The organism is Falsiroseomonas sp. (assembly GCF_051859025.1).
In the GTDB taxonomy this organism is placed as follows: Bacteria; Pseudomonadota; Alphaproteobacteria; order Acetobacterales; family Acetobacteraceae; genus Falsiroseomonas.
On the sequence record NZ_JBHYGL010000010.1, the window covers coordinates 4741 to 25706 of the forward strand.

The 20966-nt window shown below is 64.5% G+C and carries 1 protein-coding gene (running past one end of the window); it reads right to left on the reverse strand.

Features of this window, described 5'->3' with window-relative positions:
• A protein-coding gene (locus ACTIE5_RS11115; RefSeq protein ID WP_439549765.1) for a hypothetical protein crosses the window boundary here: on the reverse strand, window positions 1-20966 show its 3' portion. Its footprint extends 10225 nt past the window's final position; only the last 20966 of its 31191 coding nucleotides appear in the window; its start codon lies beyond the right edge, outside the window; it ends in the stop codon at window positions 1-3.

A 20966-nucleotide genomic window follows, 5' to 3' on the forward strand; every position in this document is an offset into this window, starting at 1 on the left:
CTAAATCCGCGTCACAAAGGACGGCTTCCCCGCCGCGGTGATCTTCGTCAGAAGCCCGGTATAGGACACGTCGATGTCATCGGCCCCGGAATTACCGAGCCCGAGCGCAGACGAGAGGTAAAGCGACGACGCCGAGATGTTCGCCATTTCGTCAGTCGTGCCATCGAGAATCGCCCCCGCACGACTGGTCACGGAGACTGCACCGCCGGCGATCCGGCCGAGCGTTATGTTGGTCTGCGCGGAAATCGACACCGCCGCCTTACCGGCATTCAGTGTCGCCGCCGACATCACCATATCACTCCCCGCGATCAACGAAACAGCGCCCACTGCTGTGTTGCTGCCAGTCAGCCGCAGCGAACCGGTGGACGAGACAGTCAGTGTACTGTCCGTCGCAAATGCGTTGATGATGGTCGCGCCGGTGTTGGCCAACGACAGTGCCCTTGCGGAACCCGAAATAGCACCGGAGACCGCTGTATCGAGATCGCCGGCGCCGCCGATACCCGCATCGAGCTTGGCACTCAGAACCAGGGACGCCGCGGTCACGTTTGCGACTTCATCGATACTACCGTCGAGGATCGATCCAGTCGTACTGGCTAGAGTGACCCCCGAACCGCTGACCCGCGTCAACGTGACATTCGAGACCCCACGCAGGCTGACATCACCAGTAGCAACGATACCGCTGCCAGCCGCCATCGTCAGCGCCCCACCTGCCGCCATGGAAACCTTCGCCGCCGATGTGACACCGCTGAGTGTCATCGCGCCCGTCGCAGACATGTCGAAGGAACCGATGGCCTGCACCGTTCCAACGTTTACCGTACCGATGCTGTTCAGCCAGGCACTCCCGCCCACAGTGGCGGAAAGGGCACCGGTAATCGCAAGGTCGAGCCTATCGCTGCTGGTGCCCAACCCACCCGACGCGAGGAGCGTCAGTGCGCCCGCGGTGATGTTCGCCGTGTCGACAGCGCTTCCATCAAGAATGAATCCGCCAGAGCTCTGCAGTCGCACCGCACCGCCGACCACCCGACTGAGGGTCATGTCACCGCCGGCGTTCAGCGTGACGGCCGTCGTACCGCCCAGGATTGTCGCGGCATCAGCCATCCACAGCGTCGTGCCTGCGGCAAGGGATACCACACCGGAAAGCGCCCCATTGACCGTGATTGAGGTGCCGGCCACCGCCGAGAGCGCACTGGCACCCGCCAGCGTACCGAGCGTCAGACTTCCGGCTGCCTGCAGATGAACCGAATTGGCAGAGCCAGAAACCAATCCACTGACAGCGACATCAAGGTCGCCCGCTCCGGACACACCGGCGGCAACCGCTGCCCTGAGAGACAAACTCGATGCCGTGATGTTCGCACCCTCTGCCACGCTGCCGTCGATGATGGAGCCGGTTGTACTGGCCAAAGCGACCGCACCTCCGGCAATCGACGTCAACGTCAAGTTGCCTACCGACGTCATGTTAACGGTAGCAGAACCACCATCGACAGTGGCTGATGCGCCCATCGTGAGCGCGGACCCCGAGGAAATCGTAAGGCCCGTCGCGTAGGTTGCGCCGAGCAACGAGAGACCTCCCGTCGCCGACAAGGTCATAGCGCCCGTCGCGCTGAGCCCGTTCACGATCGTTGCCCCTGTATTGGCCAACCACACATTCCGGCCCGAACCGCTGATCGCACCAGATACTGCGACATCCAGGCCACCGGTGCCGGCCGCTCCAATGTCGAGCCCAGCCTGAATCCTCAGGGCCGTGGCGGTAACGTTCGCGGTCATCGTGCCAGTCGCGTCAAGAATTGCGCCTGTGACGCTCGTCAAGTTCACGTCGCCGCCACGCAAGCGAGTCAGCGTCGTTGTGCCATTCGCGTAGATCGACACAGACCCATTAGCGATGATGCTCGACGTTCCCTGCATCATGACCGCGGCGCCCGAGGTGATAGAGAGCGATGTCGCCTTGACCTCACCCGTAAGCGTCATCTCGCCAACAGCCCTCAAGGACATGGCGCTACCCGCCGTCATCGTGCCGAACGTGAGCGCTCCGGTCCCCTGGAGCGAGAGGAACCGCCCTGCGCGGGCAGACACCAAGGTCGTGGCGTCCACGTCGAGAGCGGACGAGCTAGTGCCGATATCGCCGCTAGCCGTCATCACCAGTGTGTTCGCGGTCACGTTGGCGGCCTCCGCCGCCGTGCCGTCAAGAATAGAACCGGTGCTGGACGTGATTCCCACCGTCCCACCGGCAACCTTGCTCAGTGTGACGGTCCCCGCGGCGGCGAGGGTAATCGCGGTCGAACCGCCTTCAATGGCAGAACCATCCGCCATGGTCAGGGTGGTCCCGGCCACCATGTTCACGCCTGCCGCACTAACCGTCCCGACCAGCTGAAGCGTCCCAGTTGATGCAAGCGTAAGCGCACCGCTGGTGCTCCACGTGCCCAGGGTGGTCGCGCCAACATTGCTCAGCGATAGGCCACGTGCACTCCCGGTTATCGCACCGGAAATCACCGTATTGAGGTTGCCCGCGCCGACCGTGCCGGCGTCAAGCGCCGCCCGCAGATCAAGCGTCGATGCGATGACATTCGCATTCTCGTCGCTGCTTATGTCCTGAATCGAACCCGCGGAACTGGTCAGGTAGACTGCAGTGCCGGTCACTCGATTGAGGGAAACACTACCACTCGCTGACAAACGGGCGATGCCGGCCACCGCCACGCTGCCTGCGCTTGCCATGCTGAGACCCCCTGCGGAACTCGCCAGGTCAGCAGATGCAGCCTTGACCAGTCCGAGCAGCGAGATCGACCCCGTTGACGAGGCACTCAGCGCACCGCCCGCCGATACAGCGCCCAGGGTCAAGGCACCGGTATTCGATAGAGTCAGGACGCCTCCGGCCACCGCCCATACCGCGCCAGTGACGCCGACATCGAGGCCATCGAGAGCAGCACCAATGCTCCCCTTCCCCGCGATCAGGGAAAGCGTCGCGGCCGCTACATTAGTTGCCTCATCCGAACTCACATCGATAATCGAACCCGTCGACGACTGCAGGGAGACGGCACCACCCGTGACCCTAGTAACACTCACGTCGCCGTTGGCAGTAACGTTGACAATGCCGGACCCGGCATTGAGCGCGGCATCGCCGGACATGGTGAGCGCGCCGGCGGCTGTCAGCGCCAGCCCCGTCCCGGAGACGACGCCCGACACGCCCACGCCCCCACCAGACTTGAATGTCGCGGACCTGCCCGATGCAAGCGCGCCAAGAGACACACCTCCAGACGAAGTCAGCCACGTCCCACCCGCGACCCTGCCCGATATCGTGCCGGTTACGGCAACATTCAGGTCGGCAAGACCGACCTGGCCGGCATCACCGCCAGCGGTGAGATCCAGGGATGCTGCCGTGACGTTGTTTGCCTCCGCTGCTGTTCCATCGACAATCGAACCAGCGGTGCTGATCAACGTAACCGCACCACCCGTGACTCTCGCCAACGTCATCTGCCCGGCGGCCGTAAGCCGGGCCGCGCCCGAACCGCCGGCACTCACGATGGCCGTCGACGCCATCGCAATAGACCCGAGATCTACCGCAACATCGACGCTTGCGGCCTGAATCGCGTTGAGGATCGACAGGGACATACTCGAGGCTATCGAGGCAGCGCCTGTGGCCGTCACAGTCCCGATGCTGATGGAATTCGACGAACCCCTTACAGTGGGATCCAGGAGGATCAAGGCGACGTTTCCTGCCCCCGCGGTGGCCGACGAGATGCTCGCCGAGTCGATGTACAGCGGCGTCGCTGCCGTCCCGCCGATACCACCCTGCGGCGCCGATAGGATGACCATATTGGCTCTGACATTGCGCGAGGACCCGGCCTGATTATCGCTGATCGAGCCCGTGTCGGAATTCAGCACTGCCGTGTTGCCCATGATCTGAGACACCAGCAGGTTCCCGTAGGCCGACGCTGTCGCAGTGCCCATGCCGGCGTCCAACAGACTGCCGGAGTTCATTGTTAGGTCCCCGGACCTGGTACGGAGCGTGGCGTGCGTACCGCGCGCCGTGTCGGTCAACGTCAAAGCCTGTCCTGCGTCAACCACCAATGACAGACCTGCACGTGCGTAGTCGACCTGCAGCGACCCGGCCGCAGTGATGGCGATGTATCCGTTGGCAGTTGCCGACTTGAGAACGTCCGCATCGACCACCAGGCCGGAGCTTTCACTTGACACACCGATGCTGCCCTTCGCATCGAGGGTCAGAATGGTGCCGTCCAGGTTGATGAGAGAACCCGCCTTATTGTCGACGATATTCCCGTCTGCCGTGAGCGTTACCTCCGTCCCGCCCAACGACGTGAGGTAGATATCCGCCATCGCCGAAATGCTGACGGTTCCCGCGCTGGTCAGTCTGGACCCGGTCCCCATGAGGAACGACCCGGCGCTATTTCCCGTCGAAAGCACAGTCAGATCGACCGAACCGGCATCGATAGACTGGGTGACAGTCAGGCTGCCATGCGCCGTTGCAACCAGATTGCCTCCCACACTCAGGTCGACGATGTTCACCGCCCCGAACGTCTCGAGGTAAGCAGCACCGCCCGCCGTGCAACCGGCGAGATTGCGCACATCCAGGTCGAGGTCGGCCACACCCGGTGCGCCGGCCCTACCGCCGGCGTTGAGTGTCAACGTGCCGCTCGATGTCACGTTCGCGAATTCGGCTGCAGTCGTGTCTGTGACGTCCCCCGTTTGGCTCCAGATCGAGACTGCCGGCGCCAAGACGGCCGATACGCCGACGTCTCCGTTGCCAATGAGCGTGACTGACGTAGTGCCCTCGACGACCGACCCGTCCTGCAGTGTCAGCACGCCCCCGAACGCCGCGAGATAGACCTGAGATGCAAACACGCTGCCCGTGACGCTGAGGCTCGTGTCTGATTCTAGCTTCGCTACTCCCGCCGACTGCATCGTTGTCAGCGTCGTTGCGCCTGCCACGTCGAGGTGAATCGACCCCGCAATGGCGGAAACATTCGAGATCAGCGGCGTAGTCACGGAAAGCAGGCTGGATGGAGCACCGATGCTGCCGGTCGACGACACGATCACCAGCGCCGTGTTCGCCGTAATGAGGGCAAGCGAGTCGACTTCCAGCACGCTGCCTACCGCGCTGATGCTGATGCCCTCGCCCTTCACCAGGGACAGTCGCGCGTCCTCCGCTGTGGTGATCGACACAGAACCCGTTCCTGCATCAAGGAGTGCGCCAGCCCCCATTGTGAAGCGTCCCGTCGCGCCGCTGCCCTGCGTCTCGAGGGTGACACCCTCGGCGGCCATGACGGTCTCCAACTGAACTGCTTTCAAGGCGACCAGATCGAGGGCTTCATCAGCGCCGATCGTGCCGATGGAGAGCGCGCTCTCGGACAGCAGGTAGATTGAGCCGCCGGCTGTCAGAGACCCGATCCGCGCGACAGCAATGGTGATGGGCGTGAGGGTAGAACTACCGATGGAGCCCGAAGCGACACCATCCAGCGTTGCGCCGGTGAGGTTAGTGTAGCCGGCAGACAGCGCCGACAAGACGGCGCCGCCAATGTTCAGGGTGATGTCATCGCCAGTCACACTTGCGACAGTCAAGCCGCCACCGATCGTCGTCAGTTCAACATCGCCATCAGTGCTGATGACCGCGGCGGACGTCATTGTCATCGCACCGCCAGTCGTGACCAGTGTAATCGAGTCGAGAACGCCCCCCGCACCGGCGGAAACTGTCCCCGTGATTGTGGCAGCCCCCGTGATGTCAAGCTCGACCAGCCCGCCGGCAGTCACGCTGCCGATGCTCGTCGCACCCGTCACGTCGATATAGGTAGAACCGGCAGTCGCCCTGCTACGGGCAATGGTCGTCGCCATGACGGCGAACGGCGTGGCGGAACTACCGATATCGATGCCGGCATGGAGATCGAGTGAATCCGCCTTTACCGCCAAACCTGGTCCGCTGTTACTGATCGATCCGGCGTTGGCCGTCACATCGACCGCTCCGCCAGTCACGCCGTGTAGCGACACGCTGGCTGCCGCGTCGATGCTGACAGCGCCGCTACCCGCGCTCATCGTCGCGGTCGGCGAGACCGTGATGTTCCCGGCGGTCGTGGAGACATCGATCGAGGCCGCGGTCGTCGTACCGGTAAAGGTGATGGCTCCGCTGCCCGCCATCACAAGGTCATCCGCGACAGTCAGTGTCGTCACCGCTACCGTGCCGGCCGTCGTCACGTACATCGCGCCACCGACATCCGCGGCAAGAAGGAGTGGCGTTTCAATTCGCAGCGGTGCGGACGTCATGCCAACGTCGCCGCCCGCGTCAATCGTCAGCGACACCGTGGCCTTGACGTCCGGCACCGCGACGGTTGGGTCCCCCTGGATCTCACCGCCCGCGGTGAGGTCGACGACGCCCCCGACCACGTCGCCGAGCGTGATGTCGCCCGTCGCAACGAAGGTGATCGCGCCCGATGCCGCATCGAGCGTCACGCCCGCGCCCATGACGATGTCACCGGCTTCGGCCTCAACCAACGCACTGGCCACGGCGGAATCGGCCGTGAGTGTCAGACCGTGCGTCGATGACAGGGCGAGGTCGCCATTCGCCATCGTGATGGCGCCAACGACACTCTCTCGCGTCGTCCGGATGACCGCATCGCCGCCGGCGGTGATGCTGGTCACCGTCGTGACCTCAAGCAATAGCGGCGTGCCAGTCATACCAATCGTCGTGCCCGCATCCAGCGTCACGCTCGTTGCCATGACAACGGCATCCAACTGGCCGCTCGCCGTACCGATGCTGCCCGACGCCGCCTGAATAGTGACCGCCCCACCCTGCACGTCGGAGAGGACGACGCTGCCAGAGGCGTCAAGCCCGATGTTGCCGGATGTCGAGATCAGGGTTGCCCCGTCATCCATCGTCACGTCGCCCGCGGTCGCCGTGACATTGACGTCCGCCGCCCCGTTCAGTTGAAGGCTGCCAGCCGTGGCGCCGACAACGAAGGCGATGCTACCGGCCGAGATGTTCTGCGCATCGGTCGACTGCACCATGTCGGTGATCGCCAGTGCCGCATCGGCGCTGATATCGATGCTACCCCCCGCATCGCCCCCTTCGAGCGTTGTCGCGCCGCTGAAGGTGGCGTTGATGTCCGACCCTGCCTCGAACTCGGCGATGACCGGCGCCGCGATCGCCACCGCCTTCGCAGAGGAACCAAGGCTTCCACCCGCCGTCATGTAAAGCACGCTTGCTGAGATGAGCGAGTTGCCACCCACCGCGCTGATGTCACCCTCGACATGCACTGTGGCGTCCGCGGTGGTCGACAGTTGCGCAATCACGGCGTCGCCGGTGACGGCGATCTCCACCTGGCTGTCTCCCGCATCGAGCGTCGCGGTGCTGGCCATGCGGAAGTCGCCGGCGCTGCCCAGCCCCGTCGTCTTGATGCTCACGCCCTCACCCGAGATGCTCCCGGTCAGGGTCACCGCTTCATCGCCCTGTACGCTCACGGCGCCGATGCCCGACATGGTGCCGATGGAGATCGCTGTCGTCGCCTCCACGGCCAGCAACCCGCCCGCCGTGAGCGAGCCGATCGTGTCGACCGCGAGAACGATAGGCGCTTGGGCGCCCGCGCCCACCGCACCGCCGATGACGCCGTTCACGGTAGTCGCTTCGACATTCACCCCCGACTTGCTGCTCAGCAGCGATCCGCCTGCGCTGTTCAGGACGACATCGTCGCCCGTGACATACGCAACGGTCACGTCGCCACTGGCGTCAAGGGTGACGTCGTCGTTACCCGCTTCGATGGTGGAGTTCTGCCCCATCAAGACAGCGCCGCCGCTGCTGGTGATCGAGACGCCAGAACCACTCAGAGCACCAGCCGTGGACACCGTGCCCGTGCCGTCCACATCAATGACACCACCCGCGGTGAGGCGGCCAATCGTCGTCGCCCCCGCCACATCAAGCCGTACGGCACCATCGGCATCGACCGCCGTGACCGTCGCCGCCGAAATTCGAAGCGCATTGCCGGCGGCTCCCACCGCCGTACCGGCATCCAGTGTCAGGCTCGTCGCGCTAATCGCAAGGCCCGATCCCACATTCAGGATACCCCCGCTCCGCGCCGTCACATCAACCGCTCCGCCAGTCACGCCGTGGAGCGACACGCTGGCTGCCGCGTCGATGCTGACAGCGCCGCTACCCGCGCTCATCGTCGCGGTCGGCGAGACCGTGATGTTCCCGGCGGTCGTGGAGACATCGATCGAGGCCGCGGTCGTCGTACCGGTAAAGGTGATGGCTCCGCTGCCCGCCATCACAAGGTCATCCGCGACAGTCAGTGTCGTCACCGCTACCGTGCCGGCCGTCGTCACGTACATCGCGCCACCGACATCCGCGGCAAGAAGGAGTGGCGTTTCAATTCGCAGCGGTGCGGACGTCATGCCAACGTCGCCGCCCGCGTCAATCGTCAGCGACACCGTGGCCTTGACGTCCGGCACCGCGACGGTTGGGTCCCCCTGGATCTCACCGCCCGCGGTGAGGTCGACGACGCCCCCGACCACGTCGCCGAGCGTGATGTCGCCCGTCGCAACGAAGGTGATCGCGCCCGATGCCGCATCGAGCGTCACGCCCGCGCCCATGACGATGTCACCGGCTTCGGCCTCAACCAACGCACTGGCCACGGCGGAATCGGCCGTGAGTGTCAGACCGTGCGTCGATGACAGGGCGAGGTCGCCATTCGCCATCGTGATGGCGCCAACGACACTCTCTCGCGTCGTCCGGATGACCGCATCGCCGCCGGCGGTGATGCTGGTCACCGTCGTGACCTCAAGCAATAGCGGCGTGCCAGTCATACCAATCGTCGTGCCCGCATCCAGCGTCACGCTCGTTGCCATGACAACGGCATCCAACTGGCCGCTCGCCGTACCGATGCTGCCCGACGCCGCCTGAATAGTGACCGCCCCACCCTGCACGTCGGAGAGGACGACGCTGCCAGAGGCGTCAAGCCCGATGTTGCCGGATGTCGAGATCAGGGTTGCCCCGTCATCCATCGTCACGTCGCCCGCGGTCGCCGTGACATTGACGTCCGCCGCCCCGTTCAGTTGAAGGCTGCCAGCCGTGGCGCCGACAACGAAGGCGATGCTACCGGCCGAGATGTTCTGCGCATCGGTCGACTGCACCATGTCGGTGATCGCCAGTGCCGCATCGGCGCTGATATCGATGCTACCCCCCGCATCGCCCCCTTCGAGCGTTGTCGCGCCGCTGAAGGTGGCGTTGATGTCCGACCCTGCCTCGAACTCGGCGATGACCGGCGCCGCGATCGCCACCGCCTTCGCAGAGGAACCAAGGCTTCCACCCGCCGTCATGTAAAGCACGCTTGCTGAGATGAGCGAGTTGCCACCCACCGCGCTGATGTCACCCTCGACATGCACTGTGGCGTCCGCGGTGGTCGACAGTTGCGCAATCACGGCGTCGCCGGTGACGGCGATCTCCACCTGGCTGTCTCCCGCATCGAGCGTCGCGGTGCTGGCCATGCGGAAGTCGCCGGCGCTGCCCAGCCCCGTCGTCTTGATGCTCACGCCCTCACCCGAGATGCTCCCGGTCAGGGTCACCGCTTCATCGCCCTGTACGCTCACGGCGCCGATGCCCGACATGGTGCCGATGGAGATCGCTGTCGTCGCCTCCACGGCCAGCAACCCGCCCGCCGTGAGCGAGCCGATCGTGTCGACCGCGAGAACGATAGGCGCTTGGGCGCCCGCGCCCACCGCACCGCCGATGACGCCGTTCACGGTAGTCGCTTCGACATTCACCCCCGACTTGCTGCTCAGCAGCGATCCGCCTGCGCTGTTCAGGACGACATCGTCGCCCGTGACATACGCAACGGTCACGTCGCCACTGGCGTCAAGGGTGACGTCGTCGTTACCCGCTTCGATGGTGGAGTTCTGCCCCATCAAGACAGCGCCGCCGCTGCTGGTGATCGAGACGCCAGAACCACTCAGAGCACCAGCCGTGGACACCGTGCCCGTGCCGTCCACATCAATGACACCACCCGCGGTGAGGCGGCCAATCGTCGTCGCCCCCGCCACATCAAGCCGTACGGCACCATCGGCATCGACCGCCGTGACCGTCGCCGCCGAAATTCGAAGCGCATTGCCGGCGGCTCCCACCGCCGTACCGGCATCCAGTGTCAGGCTCGTCGCGCTAATCGCAAGGCCCGATCCCACATTCAGGATACCCCCGCTCCGCGCCGTCACATCAACCGCTCCGCCAGTCACGCCGTGGAGGGTAGCGGACCCGTTGGCATCAATGTTGATTGCACCGTTACCCGCACTGAGCGAGGACGACGCACTCATCGCCACATCGCCCGTATTGGTGGTGATAGTCGCGGAGCCGACGGTGTTGTTGCCCGCCAACGTAACGCCCGCCGTGGCATCCACCGTGACCGATCCGCCGACGTCCAGCCCGGCCATGGCGATCGTGTTCGTGAAGGAAATCGCCAGGTCACCGACGACCACGGCGGCCGTCATACTCGGTGTTGACACCTTCAGTGGCGTCGCAACGCTGCCAACATCACCACCGGCATCGATAGCGAGGGAGGCGCTGGCGACAACGTCGGCGGAATTCGACTGACTGCCAATCGAACCGACCGCCTCCAGCGTAACGGCGCCGCCGGTGATCTCGGCAAGCGTCATGTCACCGGCCGCAGAGAGCATGATGGCCCCCGAACCCGCGGAGATGCTGGAGCCGGCACCCATTTCGAGCGACCCGCCCGCCACGTCGATGTCGGCACGTCCCACAGTGACAGTCGAACTGAAGGTCAACGCATCATCTGCGCTCACAGCCAGGTACCCGCCATTCGTCGTCACCGTACCAATGGTGACCGCCCCTGACAGCTGGAGCGTCGCATCACCATGAGAGGTGACGCTGCTGATGGTCGGCGCATTCACCACGAACGCCTGTGCCGCTGATCCCACCGCGCCGCCGGCATCGATTGTCAGGAACGCCGACGATACCATCGAACCGAAGGTGGTAGAGACGTCGCCACCGCTGGTGATGGTTATCGTGCCGCCGGAAAGATCGGATAGCGTCGCGTCATCCGCTGCATGCACCGTGAGTGTCGCAGCACCGACGTCGATCGACGTGCCGCTACTCATGGTAATGTCACCAACCGTACTGGTCAGCGTGCTGCTGTATCCATTTGTTGAAATGCCGCCGCTGGTGAAGACGATGCTGGACGCTGTGATGTCGAGCAAGTCGTACGCCGACAGGCTGTCGGAGATGAAGACGGTTCCACTCGCAACGATCTTGATCGAGACGCCGGCATTCAGTTCGCTACCGATGGTGAGATCGCCCAGCGCGGTGACATCCAGCATGCCGGCATAGTTCCCGGCGATGCTTCCGCCCGCCTGCACTGTAAGCACCTTGTCCACGGTGCCGGACGCCACGGGCGTCGTCTTGCTGTAGAATTCAAGGCCATTCAGATGGCTGTCGTCGTTAAGGCTCTGCGCGTTGAAGCTGTAGGAGCGAACGTCAATCGAAACGTCATCCAGCGACGCCTCGTAAAGATAAGCCGAGGTCAGGACCTCCACGCCGCCATTGTTGTAGCCGGCGTCCACGAGATCGATAGTGACGCCGGCAACGCCCTGCAGGGTAACGCTGTTTGTGGCGACGTCGTTGGCCAGAACGGCGGAACCCACCGCCAACGTACCCCTGGTCGATACGTACAGGACGCCGGACTTCATATCGACGTCGAGCGTGACCGTCCTCGATGACGCCGATGAGGTATCCCTGAACTTCACATTGCCCGCGGAGGACAGACTAAGTCCGACGTCGCTCGCCGCGCCCGACAAGGCAGCACGCAGATCGATGCTGTTCCCCGCCGCCACCGTCAAGGAACCGACCGACAAGGTCTTGAGAGCGGTGTTGCTGGTACCATTCAACGCATTGGTGACCGAACCGCCTGCGTCGATGAAGACCGCGCCGGTCGCCGTGATGCCGACCTTGTCCAGATCCAGGCTGCCATCTGCTGTCAGATAGACCTGGCCGTCCGGGCCGAGCGCCGTGATGTCAACGGATGCAGGAACAAGCGAGCCCGCATCAAGCGTAACCGTGCTGGTATACTCGGTATGGGTCGTGGCTGTTGCATTGTCCGCAATGGCCGCGCTGGTCATGTAGTCTCGCTGCAAGCCACCGATGACAATGCGGGAGAGCCTGGTGCTATCGCTGATCAGTGCGCCCGCCGCCGAATAAATGGCGATGCCCGCCGTGTCCGACCCAACGGCCTCAGCCGAGTTGGTCAGGAAAGTGCCCGTGGTGGACCCACCACTGCCATCGAATTCGATACCGCGATGGATATAGAGGCCGCTACGCTTGATTTGGTAATAGCCGGTCGCATCCTTCAAATACGTTGCGCCGCTCGTGCCGACATAGATCGCGTCGCCGGTATTGGCGTCCAGCGACTGCGCTATCTGGCCGACCGTACCGCTCGTCGAAAGGACGAGCGCCGAAACTGCCTGGCCACTGGCGGTCCGGATGGGCGCCGCCACGGTGATGTTGCCGCCGGAGTGGATCTCCAGGCTATTCCCGCCCATTGTCACGGCCCCGTCGATCACCACGTTGGCGTCGGACTCGATGACGATGTTCAGGGCCTGGTACGCCGCGCCGGTCGGCAGAGCGAACACGCCGCTGCTGATGAATGTGACCGTATTGGCGGCGTCCGCCACTCCCTCGATGAGCAATGTGCCACCCGCATCCAGCGTCAGGGAATGGCCGCCGCTTGCGCCAGACCCGTTACCGTCTGCGACGAGGAGATCGCCGGCCGCCGTGAGGACAAGCTCACCCGCTGCACCGCCGGCTCTTGCGTTCATCACCGTCAAGGATTCGGTTGTGTTGATCGTGACGTTGCCGGCAGTAGTCGTCGCGTCGTGCAAGGTGACGGACGTTGTGCCAGCCACAGGGTCGATCGACAGGCTGATGTTGCCGGTCGTCGTGGTGGCCGTGATCTCGTCCGTCGCGAGGCCAAGGCCCGTAATGCCGGTCGACGCCGTCAGTGAGACGGCGGCACCGGTAACGGTGATTGCCTCCGTCCCCAGAACGGTGATGGCACCCGCCGTCGATGTCAGCGCGACGTCCGTACTGGCCGTGCCGGCCGAGACCAGTTTGACGGCAAGGCCGCCTGTGTTGCTGATGGTGATGTCGCCGTCGGTCGCCGCCGCACGCGTGACGACAAGGCCCGCGGAACGCGCATTGCTCACCGTGATCCCGCCGCTGGCCGCCGCGATCAGATCGATGCTCGCCACCTTCGTATCCAGGTCGATACCGCCGGCGGCCAGTACAATCAGGTCCGTACCGGTCACCAGCCCACCAGCATGCTGGCTCAGCGTCCCTGCAGCCGTCAGCGTGATAGTGCTGCCCTTGATGGTGCCAACGGATAGTGCCGTTCCGCTGTCCTGGGTCTCAATAGTGACGTCACCTGTTGCCGCTTGCGCCGTGACAACACTCATCGCGCCGCGCGCGCTCAGCGCAATATCCCCGCTGCCTGTCACCGTGGCGCTAGCGCTGGCGGCGTCGATCGTGACCGACAAGTCACCAGCCGCCGTCGCCGAGAGCACGGCCGCGGATACGGCATCGCCCTCAGCCGTCACCGAACCTGCGGCCGCCGTCAGGGTCAGCGTGCCCGCCGCTGCGATGCGCGCGCCATTCGTATCAATGTCGCCGGAGGTACCACCCGCCGTCATGGTGACGCCGCCGGCCTGGATCGATGTCCCGACCGTACCGGTCACAGAGCCGCCGCCGGCAGACGCCTGACCCGCGAGGAAGGTCGCGTACCCGCCGCCCGTCGCAACGCTGCCACCCAGATCAATCGCCCCACCGGCCAGCACCGTCACTGCGGCCGTCGCTCCGGTCGCGGCAACGGACGAAGCCGCGCCAAGGGTCATCACTTCCCCGGCCGTGAGCGCGATGTTGCTCGTCGCGCTCAGGGAGGAGATCGCCGCGTCGGTATCCGCCGCCGTCGTGCCATCGGGCAGTTTCCCGAGGACCGCAATGTCGTCGCCCGCCGTGATGGCAAGGGTCCCCGCGGTTGCCGTCACCGCGCCGGACACACTCACATCGCTCCCGGCACCGATGGAAACTGACTGGCCGGAAATCGCGGTACCGCTGAAGGCGCCGAAATTGACGCTGCTGTCATCCGACACGCGCACAAGGCGCGTCACGGTGCGGTCGGACGTTGTCGTCTGCTGCGTGTAGGCAGTGCTCTCGTAGGATTGAACCGTCGCGTTCTGGCGTTCGAACGTCGCGTAGACCGGCCGATCCGCCATGACATCCGTCGGCTTCGTCACCGCGGCGAAGTTCATGGTCAGGCGCGTATCAGTGATCGTGTTCCAGGTCGACTTCCAGTTGTAGTTGTAGTGCTGCATCGTCTCCGCGACCCAGCCGGAATCCCATCTATCGGAGGTGTTCCAGTCCTGGTAGCGCTTTGATTCCTTGACATAGTAGTTGTACGAGCCGGCGGTACCCTTCCTGTCGGACTCGCGCATGCTCTGCCAATGGCGGTTCCCCTCGTACCAGTCGCGACTCCAACTCCATTCGTCCCGGTCACCGCCGACCTTGTCCCAGTTGCCCCAATTATACACCCAATCGCCATAGGCGCTGGTGTCGACGCTCGTCGCATGAGGATCGAGCCCCGCATGGGCGACGTACGTGGTGCCGGCGGAGGTCGCGCCCGTCGTGCTCAGGGTTGTGTCAAGGTAGGTCTGCGTCGCAATGACGTTCCGGCCCGTCCCGGTATCCGTCTTGCTCGTGCTGTTGTTCGCTTCGACGGTCCAGAGCGGCGTGGCGGTCTGGGCGACCGCGGCGGTACCCTCTCGCCCGTCATAGACCTCATAGGTCCGCGTGCCGCCACTGACGTAGGAAACCGTCCAGCGCGCGGGGCTGTTGTCCTGGTCATCGACCACGGCGCTGGCGGCCGCATTGTGGACCGTGCGCTTGTTGGTGGTGTAGTCGACCAGCGTGGTCCTGTCCTGGAGGTACTTGACCTTGGCGCTGTCCTGGTAGCGGCCGACCGTTTCCTGCGCGCGGGCCGTCTCGCCCTGGCTGATGACGCGCAACAGATCGTCCGAAGCGCCATCGGGCAGCTTTATATAGATGCCCTCCCACCCCGGCAGCGGGGATGCGATCGTACTCTGCATGGAACCCGACCAGACCGGAACAGCGGCGGTGGAGGTCGTGACGCCATCCACCGTCCGCTGCAGCGTGTAGTTGCTGTAGGTGAACTGGTAGAGCGGCTTGTAGCCAAGCGTATCCAGCACGGCGGAGCGCTGCGCGTCGGTCAGCTGGCCGAAGGTCGCCTTGGCGGCGGGCGCAGCCAGGTTGTAGGCGGACCAGGCTACGGTGTTGGTGCCGGAAACGTTGTTGTAATCCGTGCCCTGGACGAAGAACTCGCGGAATATCTTGCCGTTCCAGTACCCCGTCTGGGTCAGGGTGACGTTCATCGTATAGTATTCTGAACCGATCTTGACACTTTCGGTGCCGATCTGCTCCGTCACGACGGTTGTCTCCCAAACCGTCTTTTCCTGCGTGACAGTGCCCGAAGCGACCAGCGAAGTGCCGGTCACGACGGAAACAACCTGGCTCTGTGGGGTCAGGCTGTAGGCCGTGCGCGTGTGACTCCCGGCGTTCACCACGCCGGAATCCACCGTGACCGAACCACCCGCGAGCAGCGTGAGCGCCCCGGCCGCGGAGAGCGCCCCCCCTTCCTCGATGACGATGTTGCCGCCGGACAGATCCGTCGTCGTCAGCGTTCCCTGAAGTACCGCATCCGACGAGGACAGATTGACGCCAGCGCGGGCATCGATCGCCCCATCGGCGTCCAGCGAACCCGTGACGGTGGTATTGCCGCCCGAATTGGTCAGCAGGCGGGCGCCACTGTCGACCACACCGGCGAGATCCAGCGTGTTGCCGGTGATGGAGATACCGGCGGGCGCGGCCAGATAGGAATCGGCCGCGAGCGTCACAACGCCGGAGGCATCGATCGCGACGGTGCCAACGGACTCCCGCGCCCGGAGGCTGGTATCGGCGGAAAGCGTCACATCTGTGCCGCTCACCGTGATCGTGCTGCGCGCATAAACGTTGCCCGCGATCAGCACCGCCGCATCACCAGCGATATCGACGGATGCGGGGCGGACCTTGACGACACCATTCTCGCGATAGATCGGGCCGATCTCGCCATTGATGGTGAGAGTGCCGGTGGCCGCCAGCGCGATCGTGCCGGCGGACCCGACATTGAGCGATGCGCCGCTCACCCGCGTCAGCAGCCCGCCCTCCTGGACCGCTCCGTTGCCATCGAGGATGAGCTCGCCGGCCGAATCGACGATCAGGCCATCCGCGTCGACGGCATTGCCGGCCACGTCGATGTTCTGGCCAGCAGCGTTCGTCTCCAGAGTCAGCGCCCTGACGGTCAGGCCATCGCCATCGGCATCGGCACCACCACCCAGGGTGATCGAAGCGCCGGCGTCGATCACAGCACCCACATCCAGCAAGCCGGCCGCGTCGACAGTGAGGCTGCCGAGGCTGCCCTCTGTCTGGATCGCGCCGCGAAGGGTGATGTCCCCGCCACCCTCGATCGTAATCGCGCCAGGCAGCGAGCCGGCGTCCTGAATGATGGCGATCTCACTGGTGTCGCCCATGGTGATGTCGCCACTGCCGGCCGACAGGTCGATCGTGATCGACCCCGTCGCGCGGATGGCGGCGCCAGGCGTCACATTGGCGCCGGCGTCGGTCACACCAATGGTCAGCTGGCTGCCATTGATCGTCAACGTCGCGTCAGCGCCGGCGGTTACGACGTTCCCGCTAGTGAGGGTCGCGCCGGCATTCACCTCACCGCGGAGCGCCATCGCACCGGCATCAAGCGTGATGCTCGAAGCATTGCCGGAGGAGAGGACAACACCGCCGGCGGCGACCGTGAGCTCGCCTGCAGCGCTGAGGTCAACGCTCGAGGTCGCAAGGACGATGCCCGAAAGGCTGGATGTGCCGATCCGGATATCGTTGGCATCGGCTTCAATGGTCTTCGCCGTCACCATGCCGCTGGCAATGGTGAGCATGCCGCCCGCCGACACATCCATCGTGCCCGAACTGGCCGTAATGGTGCCGTAGATGCCAAGGTCGCCCGTGGTGGCCTCGACCGCGAGCGCCGGCGCATTCGCGGCACCGATTGCCGTCGTCGTGACAACACCGTTGAGCGTGACGTCGACGCCCGAGATCGCCACCGTCGCATCGGTCACGATGCGGCCTGTCATCGTATCGAGTGTGACAGCGCCCGCCGTGGACGTGACCGTGATGGCCGTCAGACCCGTGCTATCCTCGCCAATGCTGCTGTTGAGCGCGATGTTGCCATCGGCTTCGATGGAGATCGTGCCGCCAGACGTCGTGTGGAGATCCGCGGTGGCAGCGATGGTCAAACCAGTGCCGCTGCCCTGCACATCGATCGTGATGTTGTTGTTGGCCGCGACTTCACCGTTCAGCGTGAGCTGCCCGGTCCCCGTGATGGTAACATCGTTGCCAGCGCCAGCCGCGCTCAGACGCCCGCTGATGGCGCCCTGGGCACCGGCATCGACTGTCAAACTACCGGCACGGACGTCGAGGGCCCCGGCTGCGGCAAGCAGCAAGCCCTCATCGCCTGCCTCGATCTCGATCTTCGCCTCCGCACCGATCATGCCGGAGATGTGCACGAGGCGGCTTTGGGAAGTGGACGCGCTCAGCAGCGTCGAATCGATTCTGACGCTTGAGTTGTCGCCTTGCGCGTTGATTGCGAAGGCTTCGGCGGCCTCGATCGTTGTCGGCGCGTCAAAGCCAAGCAGCGACTCATTCGTACTGGCCGAGAGAATGGAGAAGGAGTAGGGCCCACGCAGCTTGATGTGCCCCTCGAGCAGCGCGGCCTCGAGTTCCAGGTTTTGGGTGTCGTCGAACGGGTGCTCGGCCCCGAGCACGGGATCCGTGGGGCGGCCATTCGTGGCGGATATGGTCCACGCTGCTGTGCGCAGGGCCGTGTTGAGGTCTGCGACCAGATCGGCTGTCGACGTGTTGGTTGCCGTGTTCGAGACAGAAACGACGACATCGGCCTGGGCAGTATAGTTCCCATGTTCAATTGCGATGCGCAGCGTAGCATCGCTGGTGAGGCGCCCATCCGCCGTCACAGGCCAACCGGTACCCGTCAGCTCATAGGTCGCGGCGGGTGCGAAGATGCGGATCGCACCTTGGGATTCGAGGCTGATGCTGCTGTTGTCCTGCGTGGTCTGCAGGCGGACAGACCCCTCGAGGAGGATCGCGTTTCCGGTATAGGACTCTGACTCGACGACCGGATCAACGCCACCCGTGATGGCAATGGAAGCGCCAGCGGTCAGCGACTGCGCAAGCCGTACCTGGGCGACAGAGCTGATCGAGATCGACGAGTCGCCGTCACTATACGTGAAGGAACGACCGAGATAGTCCCCCAACGAATCGAGTTCATTGGTGACCGTACCGCCGGCAACCAGCACGCCGCTGATATAGGCGTCGCCACCGGCACCGATAACAATCGTGCCATCCGCATTGTTCGCTACCGCGACAGTCGCGGCATAGACGTGGACGCCCATGCCGGCGCTATTTGCGCCGGACGTCACCGTGATGGTATCCGCTGCTTCAAGCGTCGCGCCGACTTCGACTTCAGCGAGATTGACCGTCGTCGTGCCGCCTAGGACCACCACGTCCTCGCCATCAATGCTGATCGAGGAAGTGCCCCCCCAGCCGCTGGTCCAAACCGTCGTGGCTTCGCCCGCCACCAGCTGGCGTGTCGCACCAGACACAACGCGACCAGCAATCTCGATGGCGCCATCCGCCGCAAGCGTGACATTGCTGCCCGTGGCGCCGTAGCCACGCCCCGCTGCCGCGATGCTGGACGCGATGCCCGTGACAAGCGCTCGACCCGAATCATCGGCGCCCGCATCACCGGCGGTGATGCTGATGTCGCCACTTGCCTGCAGCACTGATACGATATCAATCCGTTCACCGGAGATGATCTCGATATCCGCGCCGCTCCCGGTCCAGGTAGCGCCCGAGACACCAACCGTGCCGCCAGCCAGCATATCCGCATCGATAACAACGTCGGCGCGCGCCTTGACGAGGATCTTGCTCCCGGATTCGGTTGTCCACAGTCGGCTCGCAGGGCCGAATGCAACGCTGGTGCCGTTCGCGTCATACCCGCCGGAAGCGACCGCGGCGCCTCCCGCGGCGTACCCGCCCTTGATGGTGATGCCCTTGGTGGCGTTGAGGTAGCCTTCAACAAACATCAACCCCGCGGAACGAAGAACAATCTCCGAATTCGCGCCTGGCGTGCTCACATTGGCCCGCAGGACCACCGCCTTCTCAGCGTGCAGGTCAATTGTCGAGCTGTCGGCCAGCACGCTCAACGTACCGGTCACAAGCAGCCCGTAGCCCTCGCTGTACTTGGCGAGGTAATGCGTCGGCATCACCGTGGCGAGTTGGCTGAAGTAGCCCGCTTGGTTGAAGATGCCGTAGGCTGGGTGAAGGTCGAGGTTCGCCACAGCGCCATAAGCCGCGTCAGCGCGGACACTATTCCCGGCAGCGACCGTCAGGCTGTTGCTGGCGACGATCGCACCGTCGAGGCGCATCGCCTTCGCGCTGATCAGGCTGATGGAGGCATTAGCCCCGGTCACGCCCGGGATCTGGTCACTCCCCACCGTCGTGTAGGCGATGCCGCCACTGACGGCGCCACCGCTAGCCACCGCCAGGACGTCGCCGGTCGATTCCAGCGTGATCGAGGTGTTGGCCCCACGCGCATAGACGGTGCCGCCGCGATCCACGATGACCGGGCCACCCGCCTTCAGCACCAGCGAGCCATTGGCGCCACCGAGTTTCATGATGCCGCGGATTTCCACCGCATCACTAACTGTAACGTCCAGGGCCGCGCCGTCAGCCACGGCCTCCAGAACACCCGTCGTGTCGACGGCCAGGCTGAGGGCCCCGTACTGAGGGCTCTCCAGCGCGTTCACGCCGGTGCTGCCCGTCACGTTAACCGTCAGCGCCGAAGTACCCTTCAGCCACCCGCTGACCACCGCCTGTTCGCTGACCTGCACCACGAGGGTATCCGCCGAAGCGCCGGAATCCGGCGTTCCATTCGGATCGTGCCAGTTCTTGGTGTTCACCTGGAGGATACGCGCCTCGAGCGTCAGGCTGTCGGCCGGCGCCTGGACATCGCCCTGGACATGAACCGTATCGGCCAGCAGTCGCGTCGTGTTGCGGAAGGCGGCGAGATCGGAAGCCGCGATACTGGATCCGGACGCCCGAACGGTCGAAGACATCTTCGACAGTGTCGAATCCTTGACGTCGCCGAGATACATCGTCCCGGCAGTCGCGGAACGCCCGATAATGAGGGTGCTGAAGCCGGTCCCGATCGCGGTGAGATCGCGCGAAGAGAGTTCCAGGTAGTCGTCGCGGTCCGTTACCTCTGCGAGGACCTCCGTCCCAGACAGCGCCTCCGCGGCCGTGCCGATCGCATAGGCCTGCGTGGTATGCATCGTCCGGATGGTCAGCGTGTCCGTGCCGAGCAAGCTACGCGCGCCGGCATGCAGATCGAGGTCATCCGCTTCAAGCAGAATATCGTCGCCCGCTGTGACCGTATCGTTTGCCAGCAACAGGGCGTTGTTGCCGCGCAGGCTTGTCGTCAAGCCGCCCGCGACCATGACGGCGCCGGACAGCACGTAGTTGTTCGAGAGGATGTTCTTCCAAGCCTGCGTGACGGAGGCGGCCCAGGTGACCGCACTCTCCCAGTGTCCCTGGAGAGTGGCGCTGCCAATGACGAAGCCGCCATTCTCGACGGTCGTGAGAGTAGCGTCGGAGCGCAGGGTGAGGCTATCGGCCTCCGACACAAACGCCGAACCCGTGCCATCCGCCGCCGTGAAGATCGAGGCGCTGGCAACGTCTGTCGTCATCTTGACGGAAGAACTGCCGATGTCGCCGAAGGCGG